Annotated in this window: 17 protein-coding genes, 1 tRNA gene and 2 rRNA genes; 4 read left to right on the plus strand and 16 right to left on the minus strand. The window is 51.5% G+C overall.

Annotated features, from left to right (window positions below; genetic code table 11):
- The 3 genes from rrf (LZP96_RS11735) to rrf (LZP96_RS11745) form a co-directional block, all read left to right on the plus strand.
- Nucleotides 1-87 (plus strand): 5S ribosomal RNA (gene rrf / locus LZP96_RS11735); the annotation flags it as partial.
- A 14-nt stretch (nucleotides 88-101) separates the two neighbouring features.
- A tRNA-Thr gene (locus tag LZP96_RS11740) sits at nucleotides 102-177 on the plus strand.
- 43 nt (nucleotides 178-220) lie between these two features.
- Nucleotides 221-336, plus strand: a 5S ribosomal RNA gene (gene rrf, locus LZP96_RS11745).
- A 109-nt stretch (nucleotides 337-445) separates the two neighbouring features.
- Here rrf (LZP96_RS11745) and LZP96_RS11750 read toward each other — a convergent pair.
- From LZP96_RS11750 to LZP96_RS11780, 7 genes are all read right to left on the minus strand, one after another.
- The gene (locus tag LZP96_RS11750) at nucleotides 446-1,204 is read right to left on the minus strand and encodes an amino acid ABC transporter ATP-binding protein (protein ID WP_064327664.1); all 759 of its coding nucleotides are present in this window, start codon (nucleotides 1,202-1,204) and stop codon (nucleotides 446-448) included.
- A 7-nt stretch (nucleotides 1,205-1,211) separates the two neighbouring features.
- Complete coding sequence (locus tag LZP96_RS11755) at nucleotides 1,212-2,315, minus strand: amino acid ABC transporter permease (RefSeq protein ID WP_064327663.1); 1,104 nt, start codon at nucleotides 2,313-2,315, stop codon at nucleotides 1,212-1,214.
- Nucleotides 2,316-2,324: 9 nt separating this feature from the next.
- Entirely contained in the window at nucleotides 2,325-3,506 is a 1,182-nt protein-coding gene (locus LZP96_RS11760) for an amino acid ABC transporter permease (protein ID WP_064328196.1), read from the minus strand.
- A 66-nt stretch (nucleotides 3,507-3,572) separates the two neighbouring features.
- Nucleotides 3,573-4,598, minus strand: a complete 1,026-nt coding sequence (locus LZP96_RS11765) for an amino acid ABC transporter substrate-binding protein (protein ID WP_064327662.1) — start codon at nucleotides 4,596-4,598, stop codon at nucleotides 3,573-3,575.
- 473 nt (nucleotides 4,599-5,071) lie between these two features.
- Nucleotides 5,072-5,293 (minus strand): lipoprotein, encoded by a 222-nt coding sequence (locus LZP96_RS11770; protein ID WP_064327661.1) that lies wholly within the window; start codon nucleotides 5,291-5,293, stop codon nucleotides 5,072-5,074.
- Nucleotides 5,294-5,616: 323 nt separating this feature from the next.
- Complete coding sequence (locus LZP96_RS11775; protein ID WP_064327660.1) at nucleotides 5,617-8,727, minus strand: efflux RND transporter permease subunit; 3,111 nt, start codon at nucleotides 8,725-8,727, stop codon at nucleotides 5,617-5,619.
- 11 nt (nucleotides 8,728-8,738) lie between these two features.
- On the minus strand, nucleotides 8,739-9,878 hold the full coding sequence (locus LZP96_RS11780) for an efflux RND transporter periplasmic adaptor subunit (protein WP_064327659.1): 1,140 nt from the start codon (nucleotides 9,876-9,878) through the stop codon (nucleotides 8,739-8,741).
- A 394-nt stretch (nucleotides 9,879-10,272) separates the two neighbouring features.
- On the opposite strand from LZP96_RS11780, the gene envR reads away from it, so the two are divergent.
- Nucleotides 10,273-10,920, plus strand: coding sequence for an acrEF/envCD operon transcriptional regulator (gene envR, locus LZP96_RS11785; protein WP_064327658.1), 648 nt, complete (start codon nucleotides 10,273-10,275; stop codon nucleotides 10,918-10,920).
- On the opposite strand, the gene LZP96_RS11790 is transcribed toward envR, so the two are convergent.
- From LZP96_RS11790 to accC, 9 genes are all read right to left on the minus strand, one after another.
- Nucleotides 10,902-13,001 carry a putative bifunctional diguanylate cyclase/phosphodiesterase gene (locus LZP96_RS11790; RefSeq protein ID WP_064327657.1) on the minus strand — a complete coding sequence of 700 codons (2,100 nt, stop codon included), beginning with the start codon at nucleotides 12,999-13,001 and terminating at the stop codon, nucleotides 10,902-10,904. The genes envR and LZP96_RS11790 overlap by 19 nt on opposite strands.
- Nucleotides 13,002-13,144: 143 nt before the next feature.
- Nucleotides 13,145-13,309 (minus strand): DUF2556 family protein, encoded by a 165-nt coding sequence (locus LZP96_RS11795; RefSeq protein ID WP_064327656.1) that lies wholly within the window; start codon nucleotides 13,307-13,309, stop codon nucleotides 13,145-13,147.
- A 179-nt stretch (nucleotides 13,310-13,488) separates the two neighbouring features.
- Nucleotides 13,489-13,785, minus strand: coding sequence for a DNA-binding transcriptional regulator Fis (gene fis, locus LZP96_RS11800; protein ID WP_003855228.1), 297 nt, complete (start codon nucleotides 13,783-13,785; stop codon nucleotides 13,489-13,491).
- A 25-nt stretch (nucleotides 13,786-13,810) separates the two neighbouring features.
- Nucleotides 13,811-14,776 carry a tRNA dihydrouridine synthase DusB gene (gene dusB / locus LZP96_RS11805; RefSeq protein ID WP_064327655.1) on the minus strand — a complete coding sequence of 322 codons (966 nt, stop codon included), beginning with the start codon at nucleotides 14,774-14,776 and terminating at the stop codon, nucleotides 13,811-13,813.
- A gap of 330 nt (nucleotides 14,777-15,106) precedes the next feature.
- Nucleotides 15,107-15,847 (minus strand): carbonic anhydrase, encoded by a 741-nt coding sequence (locus LZP96_RS11810; RefSeq protein ID WP_064327654.1) that lies wholly within the window; start codon nucleotides 15,845-15,847, stop codon nucleotides 15,107-15,109.
- Between the two features lie 138 nt (nucleotides 15,848-15,985).
- On the minus strand, nucleotides 15,986-16,867 hold the full coding sequence (gene prmA / locus LZP96_RS11815) for a 50S ribosomal protein L11 methyltransferase (RefSeq protein WP_064327653.1): 882 nt from the start codon (nucleotides 16,865-16,867) through the stop codon (nucleotides 15,986-15,988).
- An 11-nt stretch (nucleotides 16,868-16,878) separates the two neighbouring features.
- Nucleotides 16,879-18,330: a sodium/pantothenate symporter gene (gene panF / locus LZP96_RS11820; RefSeq protein WP_064327652.1), complete on the minus strand. Its 1,452-nt coding sequence runs from the start codon at nucleotides 18,328-18,330 to the stop codon at nucleotides 16,879-16,881.
- Nucleotides 18,320-18,562 (minus strand): YhdT family protein, encoded by a 243-nt coding sequence (locus LZP96_RS11825; RefSeq protein WP_064327651.1) that lies wholly within the window; start codon nucleotides 18,560-18,562, stop codon nucleotides 18,320-18,322. Before LZP96_RS11825 ends, panF begins: the two co-directional genes overlap by 11 nt.
- Before the next feature lie 108 nt (nucleotides 18,563-18,670).
- The gene (gene accC / locus LZP96_RS11830) at nucleotides 18,671-20,020 is read right to left on the minus strand and encodes an acetyl-CoA carboxylase biotin carboxylase subunit (protein WP_064327650.1); all 1,350 of its coding nucleotides are present in this window, start codon (nucleotides 20,018-20,020) and stop codon (nucleotides 18,671-18,673) included.
- Between the last annotated feature and the right edge of the window lie 10 nt (nucleotides 20,021-20,030).

Raw genomic sequence — 20,030 nt, forward strand, 5'->3', positions numbered from 1 at the left:
TGACCCCATGCCGAACTCAGAAGTGAAACGCCGTAGCGCCGATGGTAGTGTGGGGTCTCCCCATGCGAGAGTAGGGAACTGCCAGGCATCAAATTTAGCGTGCTGATATGGCTCAGTTGGTAGAGCGCACCCTTGGTAAGGGTGAGGTCCCCAGTTCGACTCTGGGTATCAGCACCACTTAATACGGGTATTGTAGTTCGGCACATAGTAAAAGAATTTGTCTGGCGGCTTTAGCGCGGTGGTCCCACCTGACCCCATGCCGAACTCAGAAGTGAAACGCCGTAGCGCCGATGGTAGTGTGGGGTCTCCCCATGCGAGAGTAGGGAACTGCCAGACATCAATTAAGAAGAACCCCGTACCGTAAGGTGCGGGGTTTTTTGCGTTAAGATTCACAGCGAAAACAAAATTGCCCGGAGAACCCATAGGCGACCGGGCACGGCAGACATTAATGGATCACCTGCGATAAAAATGCGCGGGTACGTTCAGATTTTGGATGGGCAAAGAACTCGTCTGGCGGGGCTTGTTCAACAATTTCACCACGATCCATAAAGATCACTCTGTCCGCGACCGTCCTCGCAAACCCCATTTCATGGGTGACGCACAGCATTGTCATTCCTGATTCCGCTAAGCCAATCATTGTATCCAGTACCTCTTTCACCATTTCCGGATCGAGAGCGGATGTGGGTTCGTCAAACAGCATAATTTTTGGCTTCATACATAACGAGCGAGCGATGGCGACGCGCTGTTGCTGACCCCCCGATATCTGCCCGGGGAATTTATTTGCATGTTCGGCAATGCGTACGCGTTCCAGATAATGCATTGCGAGGGCTTCAGCTTCCTTCCTGGGCATCTTTCTAACCCAGATCGGGGCCAGCGTACAGTTCTGCAAAACGGTCAGATGCGGGAATAAATTGAAATGCTGAAAAACCATACCCACTTCCTGACGAACACGTTCGATATTGCGAATATCTTCATCCAGCTCCGTTCCATCAACCACGATACGACCCTGCTGATGCTCTTCAAGATGGTTGATACAGCGAATCGTCGTCGACTTACCCGAACCAGAAGGTCCGCATAAAACGATACGCTCACCTTGCCTGACCTTCAGATTGATATCTTTTAATACATGAAACTGTCCGTACCATTTATTCACGTTTTCCAGCGTAATCATCGCGTCGGCGGGGCTCATAGTCATCTTATTCATAAAATCCTCAGTGCGGTGTACGCCCGGTGTTAAAGCGCTTTTCCAGATGCTGGCTATAGCGCGACATGCTAAAACAGAAGATCCAGTAGATCAGCGCAGCAGAGACATAGCCTTCGGTGGACATCCCCAGCCAGACCGGATCGACGGTGGCCTGCTGAACGCTGCTAAAGAGATCAAATAAGCCGATAATGATCACCAGACTGGTATCTTTAAACAGCGCAATAATGGTGTTCACAAGCCCGGGGATCACTAATTTGAGTGCCTGGGGAAGTATCACCAGTCCCTGTGTTTTCCAGTACCCTAAGGCGAGCGATTCGGCGGCTTCATACTGTCCTTTTGGTAAAGCCTGCAGTCCACCACGCACCACTTCAGCGACATAAGCCGACTGGAATAAAACCACGCCAACCAACGCGCGGATCAGTTTATCGATTGAAGTACCCTCGGCCATGAACAGCGGCAGCATCACGGAGGACATGAAGAGCACCGTGATTAAGGGGACGCCACGCCAGAACTCGATAAATATCACGGAGAGGATACGAACGACCGGCATCGTTGAACGACGCCCCAACGCCAGTAAAATCCCTAACGGTAACGCCCCCGCAATTCCCACCGAAGCGATGATCAACGTGAGCGTCAGCCCGCCCCATTGCCGTGTCTCGACGCGCTCAAGACCCAGTATTCCACCATATAACAACAGCCAGACAATCAGCGGATAGACAACCGCCCAACAGGCGATATAGCGCCCGCGATGAGGCAAGTGCTTCCAGAACATCGGGACGATTGAAAATAACCCGATGACCAATGCCAGATTAATACGCCAGCGTTGTTCATGCGGATACAAGCCATACATGAACTGGCCAAATCGTTCATGGATAAATACCCAACAGGCGCCCGCTTTGGTGCAATCGGCTCGTGTGGAACCGATCCAGTTAGCCTGAAAAAGAGCCCAGTTCAGCAATGGCGGAATAAGCTCCCACATCAACCAGAGGCAAATGATTGTCAGGAGACTATTTCCCCATGAGGAGAACAAATTTTTGCGTAGCCAGATGAGAAAACGCCCATGCCCGTAACTGGACGGGCGCGGGAGGTGAGACAGTGCAGCTTTTGTCATCATGGTTCCTTAACGCTCAACCAGTGCGATGCGACGGTTATAAATGTTCATCACCAGCGAGATAGTCAGGCTAATCATCAGATAGACCGACATGGTGATAGCGATAGTTTCGATGGCTTGCCCTGTCTGATTAAGGACCGTTCCGGCGAACAGAGAAACCATATCCGGATAACCAATTGCAGCGGCTAACGACGAGTTTTTAGCTATATTGAGATACTGGCTGGTCAGGGGTGGAATAATAACGCGCAATGCCTGTGGAATAATGACCTGCCGCAGCGTCACTGGATTGGGTAATCCCAGTGAACGTGCTGCCTCATGCTGGCCATGAGGAACGGCCTGGATACCTGCCCGAATAATTTCGGCAATAAAAGCCGAGGTATAAATAGACAAGGCCAGAGTTAACGCTGCCAGTTCCGGGATCAGAACCATCCCGCCACGAAAGTTAAAGCCACGTAACTGGGGAACATCCCAGTGTAGCGCCGCTCCCGCGATCCACTGGGCCAGTAATGGCAAACCGATGAACAGTGCGACTGAAAAAGGCCAGGTCTTACGCAGCTGTCCGGTTTTAATTTGATGGGTGCGGTTATACCGAAAAAGTCCTGACGTGATTAATCCGGCGATCGCTAATGCAATAAGGCTGGCTGAAAAACCTTCTCCGGTAACGGGCGAGGGTATATATAAACCCCGGTTGCTCAGAAAAAAGAGATCGAATGCATCGACGGCCTGGCGTGGACCCGGCAGGTTTCTCAGAACGGCGAAATACCAAAAAAAGATCTGCAGCAGAGGCGGAATATTACGGAACGTCTCAATGTATACGGTTGAAAGTTTGCGTAGCAGCCAGTTATCTGAGAGGCGAGCCAGCCCAAGAAAGAAACCCAGAAAGGAGGCGAAGAGTATACAAAGCGCTGAAACCAGTAGGGTATTTAACAAGCCGACCAGAAATACTCTGCCGTAAGTGTCCCCTTCCTGATAATCAATTAAGTGTTGCACAATCCCAAATCCGGCGCTGCGGTCAAGAAACGCAAAACCAGACGTAATGCCGCGATTGCTCAGATTCGTCACGGTATTATGAATTAAATAGATAGCAGTGATCACGACAACGGCGATGGCGATAATTTGAAACAGCCAGGCGCGAACCATGGGATGGGAAAAGGAAAGTTTTCCTTTTACGGCTAAGCGGCGATGGGACATAAAAACCTCGGTAACCATAACACTGGGTTGGGCACCACAAAGGCGGTGCCCGTTACAGCTAAAGACTTAACGAACCGGTGGCGCGTACTGAATACCACCGTTATTCCAGAGATTGTTTTGACCACGCTTAATTTTCAGCGGGCTTTCTGAACCCACGTTACGTTCGAAGATCTCTGCATAGTTACCCACATGCTTGATAATGTTATAAGCCCATTTGTTATCAAGCTTCAGGTCTTTTCCGTAATCGCCTTCTTTGCCTAAAAGATGCGCCATATCCGGGGTCGAAGGATTAGCGGCTTTTTCATCCACGTTTTTCGAGGTGATCCCCATCTCTTCGGCATTCAACATGGCGAAAAGTGTCCAGCGAACAATAGAAAACCACTCTTCATCACCGCGACGGACCACCGGGCCGAGAGGTTCTTTAGAGATGACCTCTGGCAACACAATCCATTCTGTCGGGTTACTGAGTTTTATGCGCAATGCGTACAGTTGAGACTGGTCAGAGGCCAGCGTGTCACAACGCCCGGACTCCAGCGCTTTTGCCGATTCATCAGAGCGATCGAATGTCACCGGGGTATATTTCATGTTATTTGCTTTGAAATAATCCGCGACATTCAACTCAGTATCAGTGCCTGCCTGAATACAAACGGTTGCACCGTCGAGTTCTTTTGCACTCTTGAGGCCCGCTTTATTGTGCGTCAGGAAACCAATACCGTCATAATAGGTCACACCGGTAAACGACATCCCCATGCCGGTATCACGTGACGAGGTCCAGGTTGTATTACGTGAAAGCACGTCGACCTCACCTGACTGCAAAGCCGTAAAACGTTCTTTTGCGGTCAACGGCGTATATTTAACTTTGCTGTCATCGCCAAATACCGCTGACGCCACACCCCGACAAACATCAACATCGATCCCGGAAAATTTTCCGTTGGCATCCGCGTAAGAGAAGCCCGGCAATCCATCACTGATACCGCACTGAACAAAGCCTTTCTTTTTAACGGCATCCAGCGTTGCGCCAGCATGAGCCTGACCCGCAATCGTCATCAACATGCCCGCAGCGGCCAGGCTGGCTATCATCGTCTTTTTCATATTCATCCTGTGTGGCAAAAATTATTGTTATAGAAAGTCGTTTTGAAACGCTTTTACCCATCTGTGGCGGTGGCCAACGTTTATAAAGCAAACGTAATGCCAGTTTTCGCATTCAGTCAAAAAGAGGAATACTGAGCGCGTATTGCTGAGTGTAGACAGGGAAAATAAAAATGAATGCCCTCGCATGGTGCGAAATTACAACCTGCGCCACAAATTAGAGCAAAAGTGGGTCGCCGTGAGGATTGAACGAATAGATAGTTTCCAGGGTGAATGTTGGCAGGGTAGTAAATTTGTTTAATGTGTGAAAACAATCACTCAAAAGAATGAAAGCTTTAAATTAAATAATAGAAGGGTGTGAGGAAAAGCAAAAAATAAGCGTGCGTTAATAAGAGGAGATTATTTAACGTGTTATGAAGGCCATGCACAATGGAGAGGCACAAGCGCAGAATGCCGCGCTTGTGCGAAAGAACGTATTACTTCGTTAACGCGACAATCCCCAGCGTTAAACCAGCGACAGCGGCGGCTCCGCCAGCAATGGCACCGGCAGTTTCCCAGTTATCCTGAGTCGTCCCCTTCATGCAGGTATTCGTGTGAACCAGTCTGCCCTGGTCGTCATATACCGGTACACAAGGAGAATCGTGTGCGCAACCTGCGAGCAACGCAGTAAGCACTGCAACGGAGATGAATCTTTTCATGGTGTTACCTCAAAATTAACGCTTTGTTCGTCACTAAACAAAGAGTGTGTTTAACGAACTGGTGAACATTTTACCATCAGTTCATCCTTCTAAGGCACGGGTAATAATCTCAAATTATGTTGATTGTAAAAATCATGGAGAAACGGGATGAGGACGCATGAATTTATGAAGATATTTTGAAGACGAAGCGAAATTTATTTCACTTAAGGTAAATGAGAATTTTTGTCGTTAATTTCATACCAATGATAATCCTGAAAATTAAGACGTAAAACCCTTTTTAACATGTTTAAGAAAAAGGCGTCTTTCGACGCCTTTACAATCCGTTAGTCTGTATGTCGGTTAAACCGCCGTCTGACCACGACAAAAAATACCGGGACAAAGAAGATCGCCAGCAGAGTGGCCGAAAGCATACCGCCCATAACGCCTGTACCCACGGCATTTTGCGCGCCGCTGCCCGCGCCATGGCTGATGACAAGTGGCAGGACGCCAAGGATAAACGCCAGAGACGTCATCAGGATAGGGCGTAAGCGCATCCGGGAGGCTTCCAGCGTCGCTTCAATAATTCCTTTTCCTTCTTTATCCATCAGATCCTTAGCGAACTCGACGATGAGAATCGCATTCTTCGCAGACAGCCCGATGGTGGTCAGTAGCCCGACCTGGAAATACACGTCATTATTCAGCCCGCGCAGAGAAGCAGCAAGCAACGCCCCAACGACTCCAAGCGGTACAACCAGCATCACCGAGAAGGGGATAGACCAGCTTTCATATAAGGCCGCCAGACACAGGAACACAACAATCAATGAAATCGCATAGAGGGCGGGAGCCTGGTTTCCAGAAAGTCGTTCCTGATAGGACATGCCCGTCCAGTCGTAGCCAATGCCAGAAGGTAATTTCTGTGCGAGACTTTCAAGCATTGCCATGGCTTCACCGGTACTTTTCCCTTGTGCCGCCTCGCCGAGTATTTCCATTGACGGCAACCCGTTATAGCGCTCAAGGCGCGGTGAACCTGAAATCCAGCGAGCGCTACTGAAGGCCGAGAAGGGCACCATTTCACCGTTTGCACTACGCACATAAAGATTATCGACGTCGCCAGGCAGCATGCGGTACTGAGCATCAGCCTGCACATAGACTTTCTTCACGCGCCCATGATCGATAAAGTCATTAACATAGGTTCCTCCAAGCGCTGTTGATATTGTCTGATTAATATCCGAAACGCTTATGCCCAGCGCCTGTGCTTTCTCCTGGTCAACGTCCAGCTTGAACTGCGGCGTATCTTCCAGGCCGTTAGGACGAACTCTGACCAGCAAATCGGGATGTTCTCTTACCATGCCCAACAGCTGATTCCTTGCCTGGGTCAATTGCACATGGCCCAGGTTAGCCTGATCGATCAGTTCGAAATCGAAGCCCGTTGCCGTACCCAGTTCAATGATGGCTGGCAAGTTGAAGGGGAAGACGAGGCCATCTTTAATCTTACTGAAGGCTTTCGTTGCACGTCCGACAATCGCACTGACGCTGTTTTCTTCACCCGGGCGCGCTTCCCATGGCTTAAGGCTGATAAAGACAATACCGGCGTTTTGTCCCTGTCCGCTAAAGCTAAAGCCGTTAACGGTAAACACCGACTCGACGTTTGCTTTTTCCTGAGTGAGATAATACTGCTGAACCTGATCCAGGATCTGCTGGGTTCGGGTTTGTGTGGCACCCGCCGGGAGTTGGACCATCGTCATAAATACCCCCTGGTCCTCTTCAGGCAGGAAGGAGGTGGGCAGTTTTAAGAACAGCACCGCCATTCCGCCGACGATAAGAACATAGACCACCAGATAACGACCGGTTTTGCGTAAGATACCGCTCACGCTGTTACTGTAATGATCCACGCTTTTATCAAAGAGATTGTTAAACCAGCCGAAGAAGCCTTTTTTCTCATGATGATCGGCAGAAGACGGTTTTAATAACGTTGCACACAACGCCGGCGTGAGGATCAAGGCAACCAGTACGGAAAGCGCCATGGCCGACACAATAGTCAGTGAGAACTGTCGGTAAATCGCGCCGGTAGACCCGCCAAAGAACGCCATCGGAATAAAGACCGCCGAGAGCACCATCGCAATGCCGACCAGTGCGCCCTGAATCTGCGCCATCGACTTTTGCGTGGCTTCTTTGGGTGGCAGCTTATCTTCCACCATCACGCGTTCAACGTTCTCAACGACCACAATGGCGTCATCGACCAGTAAGCCTATTGCCAGCACCATCCCAAACATGGTCAGGGTGTTGATGGAGAAGCCAAAGGCGGCCAGAATGGCGAAGGTGCCCAGCAAAACGACCGGGACGGCAATCGTCGGAATCAGCGTGGCGCGCAGGTTTTGTAAGAACAGATACATGACCAGGAAGACCAGCACGATGGCTTCAAACAACGTTTTCACCACTTCGTGAATGGAGATTTTCACGAATGGCGTCGTATCGTAGGGATAGACGACTCTGAGGCCAGCGGGGAAAAATGGCTGTAGCGCCGCAAGCTTTGTTTTAATGGCATTCGCCGTATCCAGCGCGTTAGCGCCCGTTGCAAGCTTGATACCCAGTCCGGTCGCGGCCTGTCCATTGATCCGGGTGACCATGTTGTAGTTTTCACCCCCCAGCTCAATTCGGGCGACATCTTTCAGATGCACCATTGAACCATCCTGGTTTACCTTCAACGTCACCTTGCCAAACTCTTCCGGTGTTTTGAGCCGCGTCTGCGCAATAATCGAGGCGTTGAGTTGTTGCCCTGGAATAGAAGGTGTTCCACCCAGTTGCCCTGCGGCAATCTGATTGTTTTGAATTTTGAGCTGATTGATCACATCCAGCGGCGTTAGCTGATACTTATTCAGCGCGTTGCTGTCGAGCCAGACGCGCATTGCGTACTGGGCACCAAACAGCTGCACATCCCCGACGCCAGAGGTACGGCTAATCGCATCCTTCACGTTAGACGCAACATAGTCAGAGATATCATCCTGAGACAGCTTTTTGTTATCAGAAACAAAACCCGCCACGAGCAGGAAGCTGCTGCTGGACTTCTCGACGCCGATGCCTTGCTGTTGAACTTCTTGCGGCAATAACGGCATGGCCAGCTGCAGTTTATTCTGCACCTGCACCTGTGCGATATCCGGATCGGTACCAGACTCGAAGGTGAGGGTGATGGTGACGCTGCCAGACGAATCGCTGGTGGAGGACATATACATCAGGTTATCAATACCGTTCATGTTCTGCTCGATAACCTGTGTCACGGTATCCTGCACCGTTTGTGCATCCGCGCCGGGATAGGTCGCCGTGACCGCCACGGCAGGTGGTGCAATGGTAGGGTACTGGGCGACAGGAAGTTTCAAAATAGCCAGCCCGCCCGCAATCATTAAAATAATGGCGAGAACCCAGGCAAAAATAGGCCGTTGAATAAAGAAATTAGCCATGTTGTCGTCCCTTAACCGGCATTATTTGCGGTAGCATCGGCTGTTGCCACCACGGCTACGCCAGGGCGAACTTTCTGCAAACCGCTCACGATAACGCGATCGCCATTTTTCAGTCCTTGCGTCACCAGCCAGCGATCGCCAATTGCCTGCGGGGCGACAACCGTCCGGGATTCAACTTTATTTTGTTCATCCACCACCAACACGGTCGCATCGCCACGTGGAGTACGCGTCACACCCTGTTGAGGGACCAGGATGGCATCAGGCTGAATACCTTCATCAATGCGCGCGCGGACGAACATGCCTGGTAGAAGCCTGTGTTGAGGGTTAGGGAAGACCGCACGCAGGGTGATGGAGCCGGTGCTTTCGTCGACCGTCACATCTGAAAACTGCAGCGTGCCTTTAAGCGGGTAGGGTTGACCATTCTCCATCAGCAGCTGAACGGTGCGGGTACCCTGGCCCTTTTGCAGGCTCGATTGCTGCAGTTGCATAAAGTCAGTGCTCGACTGTGTGACATCGACATAGATCGGATCAAGCTGCTGGACGGTCGCCAACGCGGTCGCCTGACCATTGGTGACCAGCGCCCCTTCCGTGACGGTAGATTTACCGATACGGCCGCTAATGGGTGAAGAGACTTTGGTGTAGGCAAGATTAATGCGGGCCGTTTCGACTCCGGCCTGTGCGGCCATTACGCTGGCATCCGCCTGCCGGGCATTGGCCACGGCCTGATCGTACTCTTGTCTGCTGACATATTGCGTGCCTACCAGGGGGAGATAACGTTTTACGGTTAAGTGTGCAATGTTGGCTGCTGCTTCGGCCTTAGCCAGTTCACCTTTCGCGCTATCAAATGCCGCCTGGTACGTTGCAGGATCAATCTGGTACAACGAATCACCGGCGTTCACATCACTGCCTTCAGTGAAGTTCCGTTGCAAAATAATGCCGCTCACCTGCGGGCGAACCTCAGCGACACGGTAGGCATCCGTGCGTCCAGGGAGTTCAGTCGTGACTGCCAGCGGCGCACTTTTTACGACATAAACCGTTACCTGTGGCGCCTGCGCATGTTGTTGCTGAGATTCCGAGCCATCGCATCCTGCGAGTAGCGCAGCGCAGACAATAAAACCGGATAAGGGTAAAAGCCTGAAATGAGTCGTCATTACTGTTCCTTTAAAAAACAATAAACTGAATTTGCCATGAATGAATGGTATATCTGAGGGGCAAAAAGTCAGAAGGTTGGCGCCTATAATAATGATGACGATTTCGGTTGTTTAATTTATAAGTGCGGCGTAGGGCACATAACCTTAAAAATCAGAATCTGACACAGCTGTTCAGCGTTAAAATAGCGATGCTGTCTGCCAGGTTATTGCTGGGGTTATCTATGTTATTTAATTTGTGAATATTATCCGAATAAAACATTCATGATATTTATTGAATGCACTGAATCCCCTTTTTTGTACAGCGTGGATGTGTTCTTTAATGAATAATGCAGGCTCTCTTTCATGCAAAAAAATGCAGAAACGTAGCAATCTCTTCCTGTGACGAGTAACCGTTATGGTCCGTAAAACGAAAGCCGACGCCTATAAAACCCGTCAATTACTGATTGAGACGGCGATAACGCAGTTCGCCCTGCGCGGCGTCGCAAGCACTACCTTAACCGACATCGCGCAAGCGGCAGGCCTGACGCGAGGCGCCGTTTACTGGCACTTCACCTGCAAGTCAGCGCTGTTTAATGCTATCTGGCGTGAACAATTACCCTTGGGTGAATTAATTAAGGATCGCCTGGTATTACAGCCCCATGATGACCCTTTACAGATGTTACGAGAGAAATTTATCACGGCGCTGCAATATATTGCACGCGATCCCCGCCAGCGGTCGCTGATGCAAATTTTGTATCATAAATGTGAATTTGATAATGATATGATTTCAGAGCATGACATTCGGCAACGCATCGGTTTTAATTATGAAAATGTACGTCTTATTTTGAAGAAATGTGTCTCGCAGGGGGTTATTTCTCCGGCAATTGATATTGACCTGGCGCTGGTGGTGTTCCACGCATTTTTTAGTGGCATTATTAAAAACTGGTTAATGAATAACGAAAGTTTTGATTTGTATTCGCAAGCACCGGCACTGGTTGATAACATTCTGGCGACATTGCAACTGCAGCGAATATCGCCAGACGTTTATTCACAGGCGTCCTGATCGAGCCGTGCGGTGAGCGATGATATCTCCGGATAACGACAAAATGCTTCTACAACCTCCGGCGTAACGGGTTTACCTAATAAATAGCCCTGCAGCGTATTGCAGCCCAGTTCAGTGAGAAAGTCCTGCTGCGCTTTTGTTTCAACGCCTTCCGCGACAACTTTTAGATTCAGCGTCTTAGCCAGGGCCACAATCGCAGAAACAATCGTTGCATCCCCGCTCTCACCGCTGAGTTCTTGCACGAAGGCGCGATCGATTTTCAGCTCACAGGCTGGCAGGCGTTTCAGATAGAGCAGGCTTGAATAGCCAGTGCCAAAATCATCGATTGAGGCTTTGACCCCCGCATTCGTCAACTCCGTCAGGACCCTGACGCTTTCATTGGGATTGCTCATGGCCGTTGTTTCGGTCACTTCCAGAATCAGGGAGTCTGGCGGCAGATTATGATGGGCCAGGCATTCCAGAACGGTCTGTACCAGCGTCGGTTGTTCAAACTGTAACGTCGACAGATTAACGGCAATCGACCACTCCTGATGCCCTTTGAGATGCCATTCGCGTAACTGCCGACACGCTTCATTGATAACCCAGTTGCCAATGGGGATGATCAGGCCGGTTTTTTCGGCCAGGGCCAGAAAAACGTCCGGAGTCAACAGCCCTTGTTTAGGGTGCTGCCAACGCAGGAGTGCTTCAAAGCCCATAATCGGGCCTGCCGGCGCATGGAATTTTGGCTGGTATAGCAGACGCAGTTCGTGGCGTTCAACGGCTAACCACAGATCGTTCAGCAACTGAAGATGGGTCTGCGCCAGGGTGTTCATCGTGGGCTGGAAAAAGTGATAGCCATTTCGTCCCACATGCTTGGTGTGGTACATCGCAGCATCGGCGTTGAACATCAGTTCTCTGTCAGAGTGGCCGTCATGCGGGTACATAGCAATCCCTACGCTCACGGTCACGACAAGCTCGTACGGCTCAACGTGAAAGGGCTGGTCAATCGCCCGCACCAGCGCGCTGGCAAGCGAAGCCGCATCGTCAGGGCCTCCTTCTGCCAGCAATACGAACTCGTCGCCGCCGATACGGGCAAGCGTATACTGGCCCTTTAGCAGCAACAACAATCTTTCAGTCACGGCGATCAGAAGCTTATCGCCAACGTCGTGCCCGTAGGCATCGTTCACCGTTTTAAAACCATCCAGGTCCATAAACATCAAGGCGAACTCCGTCCCTTCGCGATCGGCTTTGCTAATGGCCTGGCCGAGGCGGTCTTCGAGCAAAATTCGGTTGGGTAATCGGGTCAGGGTATCGTGAAGCGCCAGCTGGGCGAGTTCGCGGTTTGCCTCAGCAAGTGAGGAGGCGAGCAAGGCGGTACGGGCCTGTAAACGGGCGTCCAGCATCGACACCAGTAAACTAATGCCAAGGATAGACAAGGCGACGACGCTCACCAGAACGGCCAGCCAGCTGCCGTCTATCCCATGGTGATGCATCATCGTTGACGCCGGGAACTGGGCTGCCTTCATGCCAGCGTAATGCATGCCGGCGATAGCAATACCCATGGTGATGGCCGCGCCCAGGCGCATGAAGACCACCTGTGCGGACTCATAGCGCAAGCGGAAGGTTAACCAGAGTGCGGCCAGCGAGGCAGCCAGCGCGATGGCAACCGAAATCGCGACCCAGGTTTTATCCCAGACAATGCCGGGCATCACTTGCAGAGCGGCCATGCCGGTGTAATGCATCGCAACAATACCGCTGCCCATGATCAGCGCGCCGGGAAGAAGGCGACGCAGCCGTAACTGTTCGCCGCTGACGAGCCAGAGGGCAAACAGGGATGAGCCAATGGCGATAAACATGGAGACGGCGGTAAGCAGGATGTCGTAACGCATGCTCATGGAGAGATCCATGGCCAGCATGCCAATGAAATGCATCGCCCACACGCCAACCCCCATGGCAAATCCACCGCCAGCCAGCCAGACGCGTGCTGCGATCCCCTGACTGCCGGCGACGCGGCCCGCCATATTCAACGCGGTGTACGCTGCCAGGATAGCCACAATAAAGGAGATGGCGATGAGGATAGGATTGTATTGGCTAACCAGCATGGTCTGTTAACTCATTCTCAGCAGGACGTTAAGTACTAACAGTGGGAAAGGGCACAGACATTATCATCGACATGAAAGGACTAAAAGCGATTTAAAGCCCTTATTTTACTGGGTGATAGCAGCGTTTTTGGCGATTTTTTTGGCTATTCAAGATCGGCGCAATTCACCAGTTTGAGGGGATTAACAGAGTTCATGTTTCGGCATTGATCCGTTTCGGTACTCATGAGTTCAATCCACTGCATCAGAAGTGCATCAAAGAGAAAAACGGAGATAGCGAAGACGACCAACCACCCATATTTGCGAATCATTCTGTCTTTCCGTGCGAAGAGGCCTTAAGAAGTGGTGGAAATATACACGAAACGCGGCGGTTTAAAAGGGTGATAATCGCAGGTTTACACTCGGTTGACGAATGAGAAAACGGGCAATAAAAAAGGCGCTTCCCCATGCCGAGTAGCGCCTTTTTAAACAAACACTTACCTGATATAAATCAGTTCATGCCGTATTTTTTCAGCTTCTTACGCAGAGTACCACGGTTGATACCCATCATCAGTGCTGCGCGGGTTTGGTTACCGCGGGTGTATTGCATCACCATGTCCAACAGTGGCTGTTCAACTTCAGCCAATACCAGCTCATACAGATCACTAACATCTTGACCATTCAGTTGAGCAAAATAGTTCTTCAGTGCCTGTTTAACCGAGTCACGCAGGGGCTTTTGAGTCACCTGGTCCTGAGAGTTAACGGTAGAAACGGTCAGTACGTCAGAATTTACGCGTTGTTCGAACATAGTTCTGTCAGCTCTTTATTTCTGTTTACGCAAAATTTTCGAAGTATGCCTCCAACGCCTCCAGCTGTTCGCTGGCGTCCTCTATGGCGTTGAATGTGCGCCGAAACTGGTCGTCTGGAGCGTGTTCCTGGAGATACCAGGAAACGTGTTTACGCGCAATTCGGTACCCTTTTGCCTGACCGTAAAAGTCGTGCAGTTCCCGAATATGTGTGCAAAGCAAGCGCTTAACCTCTGCCAGAGGCAGGGGGGCAAGCAACTTTCCAGTGTCCAGATAATGCTGGATTTCCCGAAAGATCCAGGGTCTTCCCTGAGCCGCACGTCCTATCATCAGAGCATCAGCCCCTGTATAGTCGAGCACAGCCCTGGCTTTTAGCGGGTCAGTTATGTCGCCATTCGCGATAATCGGAATGGAAACTTTCTGCTTAACTGCCCGAATGCTGTCATATTCCGCATTGCCGTTGAACAAACAGGCGCGAGTGCGTCCATGTATGGTCAGGGCCTGGATACCACAGTCTTCGGCCAGTTGGGCAATCTCTACACAGTTACGGTGTTCCGGCGACCAACCTGTGCGAATCTTCAACGTAACAGGAACGTCCACTGAACTGACCACCGCCGTCAGGATTGCCTTCACCTGATCGGGGTATTGCAGAAGCGCCGAACCTGCAAGCTTACGATTCACTTTTTTGGCCGGGCACCCCATATTGATATCAATAATCTGGGCGCCGCTTTCAACGTTGATACGCGCGGCTTCTGCCATCTCTTCAGGCACGCTTCCGGCAATTTGCACGGTGCGGATACCTGGTTCATCAACGTGCACCATCCGTAAACGGGATTTATCGCTTTCCCAAACCTGCGGGTTAGACGACATCATCTCAGAAACGGTTAAACCGGCTCCCATCTCATAACACAACGTCCTGAATGGCCGGTCAGTAATCCCTGCCATAGGGGCTGCAATAAGTCGATTTCTAAGCTGGTAGTGTCCGATGCGCATGAGTTAAGAAATGACCATACTGTGACTGCAAGGCGGCGTATATTACGCATTTTTTGCACGAGATGAAAGGCCAAACTTTGAACAATCCACTGTCGTAGATCAAGGAATCGCCACCTGGTCAGGTGCTATGGAAATATTAATGAGTTAAATCATTAAGTTAAATTATAGGGGTTATTTTATATACTCTTACAAATTCCCGTAACTTCTCAATAATTCTCAATAAATGTCCCCCTTTCCCGGGATAATCTGCTGTTTTTAGCAGCAGATTAGGGTCCATCTTTGCGATCGATGTCGCATTTTAGAACATGATATCAACGCACAAAATCGCCATTATTCGACGATGACGCGTCCGTGCAGGGGTTGAACCGGACGGTTATTATCATGGTGCATTGTGTGGGTAAACTTCTCCAGCTGAGCAGGAGAGAGCGTCAGAGGATGCTGGAGAACAATCCAGGTGACCCCTTCGGAGCAGGGTGGAGTAGTGAGAGAGCCGCTAAAGCGCCAGTAGGTTTTATCTTTTGGCAGCAGTGCGTTGAGATTGAGATCCGGCTTGATAGTAATGTTTTGATCGACCTGTCCGGGCATCACGGCCCAGATCTTATTCAGTTCCGCGTTCGCAGCGCCTTTCTCAAACATGACGGCAACCACAGCGAGTTCACCCTCCGTATTTTTATGGACAAGGTGCATTTCCATCGCATATTTTTTGCCATGGACGGTATTTTCACTCGGCGAGTGGAAGTGGAACTGCTGTAAGGTCCACGCTTTGCCATCAAGCGTGATGCTGTCGCGCGTATCGTTCTTTTCGCCCGCCTGAATGGTATGACCGTTATTCGTGAGGGAGACAGGTCCTTCGCTATAGTGAGCCTGCAATTGCGAGAGGTGGGCGTTAGCGGTGGAATCGATATTGATTGGGGACTGATTCATCCCGGTTTGACAGGTTTTGTACGCTTCATCCAGTTCGCCCCAGTGTTCTGGCGCGCCTTCCCCTTCATAGCTCCAGTGAGACGCCGATGCTGAAGCAGAAAAAATGCTCAGCGCCAGCAGCGCTGCCTTGCCAGTAAAGTGAGTCATAATATTCTTCCTGTGAATTTTATAATTCAAAACATTGATTATCATTACATTTTGAAGGGTTATTTTAACGGAGAACGGCAGAGGGCAGGAAGGAGATTGGGGGAAAGAAAGGCGTGGTCAGATGACCACGCCGAAGACTTATTTTTTGCGACCGGTAATGCGGCACCACTCTTCTTTCTCGACCACCGGGTCCAGAGTAAAGAGGTCGGTATAAGCTTCACATACGCTCTCTGCCTGGCTGGCCAGAATACCGGAAAGGCCCAGCAGGCCGCCCTCAACCGGCAGCACGCCGATCAACGGAGCCAGTTCACGCAAAGGGCCAGCCAGAATGTTAGCGACCACGACGTCGGCTTTCATGGACGCTGGCTGATCGTGCGGAAGATACAGCGACAGACGATCCGATACGCCGTTGCGTTCAGCATTATCGCGGCTGGCCTGAATAGCCTGCGGATCAATGTCGATCCCGATCGCGCTTGCAGCGCCCAGCTTCAGTGCGGCAATGGCCAGGATCCCGGATCCACAACCAAAGTCGATCACCGTTTTGCCTTCCAGATCCAGCCCGTCGAGCCATTGCAGGCACAGTGAGGTTGTTGGATGCGTGCCTGTACCAAACGCCAGGCCAGGATCCAGCATCACATTAACCGCGTTTTTGTCTGGCACATCGCGCCAGCTTGGGCAGATCCACAGACGACGACCAAACTGCATCGGGTGGAAATTATCCATCCACTCGCGTTCCCAGTCTTTGTCTTCCAGTTGCTCAATTTTATGCGCGAAACCTGCGCCCAGCAGCGGATGTCCTTCAAGAAGGGCCACGACCTCATTCATATCGGTTTCAGCGTCGAAAAGACCGATGACATCGGTATCGCCCCACAGGCGAGTTTCGCCTGGCAGCGGTTCAAATACCGGCGTGTCATGCGTGTCCTGGAAGGTAATGGAAACCGAGCCGGCTTCCATTAGCGCTTCACTCAGTTCTTCGGCATTCGCGCCCGTTGTGTTCAGTTTTAGTTGGATCCACGGCATGGCAAAACTCTTTATTTATCAGTAGAAATAACGGCAGCGGGTGGCAGAGAGTGACCAAAACGGTTCCCCACCACAAACGCCAGCAAGCTTAACAGTAACGATGGGACGATCGGATGAAAGCCCAGATACTGAATTTTAAATGTGGCGAGCACGGCATACAGTACGCCACCGATAACCATCGCGCTCAGGGCACCTGCGGCATTGGCCCGCTCCCAGTACAGGCCCAGCACCAGTGGCCACAGGAACACCGCTTCCAGCCCGCCGAAGGCAAGCAGGTTGAGCCAGATAATCATCTCTGGCGGATGCCATGCCGCCAGCAGCAACAGAGCGCCGAGCAGAAGGGTAATCACCGCCGACATACGCTTAAGACGCCGTTCATTCTTGATCTGTTCCGGGTGAAGATTCAGATACAGGTCTTTAATGATCGTAGCGGAACTTTGCAGTAACTGAGCATTAATCGTCGACATGATCGCCGCCATCGGCGCGGCTAAAAAGATCCCGGCAGCAAAAGGCGGCAGCACCTTCACCATTAAGGTCGGGATGACCAGGTCTGGCACGGCGAGGTCAGGTATCACGGCCCGCCCAAGGGCGCCTGCCAGATGCATACCCAGCATCAGAATAGCCACGACAATGGTGCCGATGATAATGCCACGGTGGACGGCTTTACTGTCTTTGTAAGAGATACAGCGGACCGCCGTATGCGGAAGCCCAATCACTCCGAAGCAGACCAGCACCCAGAAAGAGGTCATAAATGTCGGAGAAAGAATGTCATCCGCACCCTGAGGGGAGACCAGCTTCGGGTCGATGGTCTGCAACGTTTCCACCGCATGTTGTATCCCCCCTGCAGCGTGAACAACGCCCACCAGCAAAACAAGGGTACCCAGCAGCATCACCATACCCTGCATCGTGTCATTCAGGACGCTGGCGCGGAAACCACCAAAAGCGGTATAGAGCGCAATACTGATGCCAAAAATCAACAGCCCCGTTTCGTAGGGGATGCCGGCAGCCGTTTCGAGCAGACGCGCGCCGCCAATAAACTGCACGGTCATGGCGCCCACGAACGCGACCAGCAGGCTCAGGCTGGCAAGCCAGACGAGCAGACGACTCTGATAGCGGGCAAAGAGCATGTCGTTGAGGGTGACCGCGTTATACCGGCGCGCCAGAATGGCAAATTTTTTGCCGAGGACGCCCAGCGATAGCCAGATAGCCGGAAGCTGAATCATCGCCAGCAGGACCCAGCCTAAGCCGTATTTATAGGCCGCGCCCGGTCCGCCAATAAACGAACTTGCGCTGATGTAGGTCGCGGTCAGGGTCATCGCCAGCACCACGCCCCCCATGGAACGGCTGCCGAGGAAATATTCGTTGAGGAAGTTTCCGGTCGCTCTTTTACGCATGGCATAAAGGGATATCCCAAACACCACAATCAGATACGCGATCAGTGGCAGGATGACTTCAAGCTGCATCGTCATCCTCCAGCGGAATATCGACAAAAACGAATTTAATCATCACCCAGCACAGCAAGATAAACACCAGCGGAACCAGCAGACAGGCCATCTCAAACCAGTGAGGCAGGCCGGTAATACCGATATCGGAGTCAGGTAAGTAAGCGGTTACTAACCATGCAGTGAGATAGAGAAGCGTCAGCCACAGCGCCCAGCGCGCCTCTTTATGGGCTTGAACAAAACGCGTGTCCATTTTACGTCCCTTGTGGAGGAAGAAAGCGGGGATTGTACATGATGGGCATTGGCGATCCCCAGAAATAAAAAAGGCCGGAATATCCGGCCTTTTAGCAGTGATGCGAACTTATTTTTCCTGAAGGCCGAGTTTTTTCTCCAGATAGTGGATGTTTGTCCCACCGTTCTGGAAGTTCTCGTCAGTCATAATGCGCATCTGCAGATCAACGTTGGTTTTGATACCATCGATGATCAGCTCCTGCAGGGCGTTCTTCATGCGGGCAATCGCCACGTCACGGTTCTCGCCGTAGCAGATGAGCTTGCCGATCATTGAATCATAGTACGGCGGCACAGTGTAACCGGCGTAAATATGAGATTCCCAGCGCACGCCAAAGCCACCCGGCGCGTGGAAACGCGTGATTTTACCCGGGCTTGGCAGGAAGGTATTCGGGTCTTCGGCGTTAATACGGCACTCGACCGCATGGCCTTTCACCACAACTTCATCCTGCTTGATGGACAGCGGTTGACCCGCTGCGATACGCAGCTGTTCTTTGATCAGGTCAACGCCGGTAATCATTTCGGTTACCGGGTGTTCAACCTGAATACGGGTGTTCATCTCAATGAAGTAGAACTCGCCGTTTTCGAACAGGAACTCGAAGGTACCCGCGCCGCGATAGCCGATATCTACACAGGCTTTAGAGCAACGTTCGCCGATATAACGACGCAGTTCCGGAGTAATGCCCGGTGCTGGCGCTTCTTCGACCACTTTCTGGTGACGACGCTGCATGGAGCAGTCACGTTCGGCCAGATAGATAGCGTTACCCTGGCCATCTGCCAGCACCTGAATTTCGATGTGGCGTGGATTTTCCAGGTATTTTTCCATGTACACCATGTCATTGCTAAAGGCCGCTTTCGCCTCTGCTTTGGTCATGGAGATGGACTGCGCCAGCTCAGCATCGCTGCGCACGACGCGCATACCGCGACCGCCGCCGCCGCCGGACGCCTTGATGATCACCGGGTAGCCAATGCGTTTAGCATGAGCACGGTTTGCATCCATGTCGTCGGTCAGCGGGCCGTCAGAGCCCGGTACGGTTGGAACACCGGCTTTTTTCATCGCCGTGATCGCAGACACTTTGTCGCCCATCAGGCGAATGGTGTCGGCTTTCGGGCCGATGAAGATAAAGCCTGAGCGTTCAACCTGCTCAGCAAAGTTGGCGTTCTCAGAAAGGAAGCCATAACCCGGATGGATTGCCACCGCGCCGGTGATTTCAGCGGCGCTGATGATAGCCGGGATGTTCAGATAGCTTTTTACGGACGGAGCCGGGCCAATACAGACCGTCTCATCCGCCAGCAATACGTGTTTCAGATCGCGATCCGCGCTTGAGTGCACTGCTACAGTCTTAATGCCTAACTCTTTACAGGCACGAAGGATTCGTAGGGCAATCTCGCCACGGTTGGCGATGACAATTTTATCCAGCATGTTCGCCTCG

The sequence above is a fragment of the Huaxiibacter chinensis genome, from assembly GCF_022171985.1.
GTDB classification, from domain to species: domain Bacteria; phylum Pseudomonadota; class Gammaproteobacteria; order Enterobacterales; family Enterobacteriaceae; genus Enterobacter; species Enterobacter chinensis_A.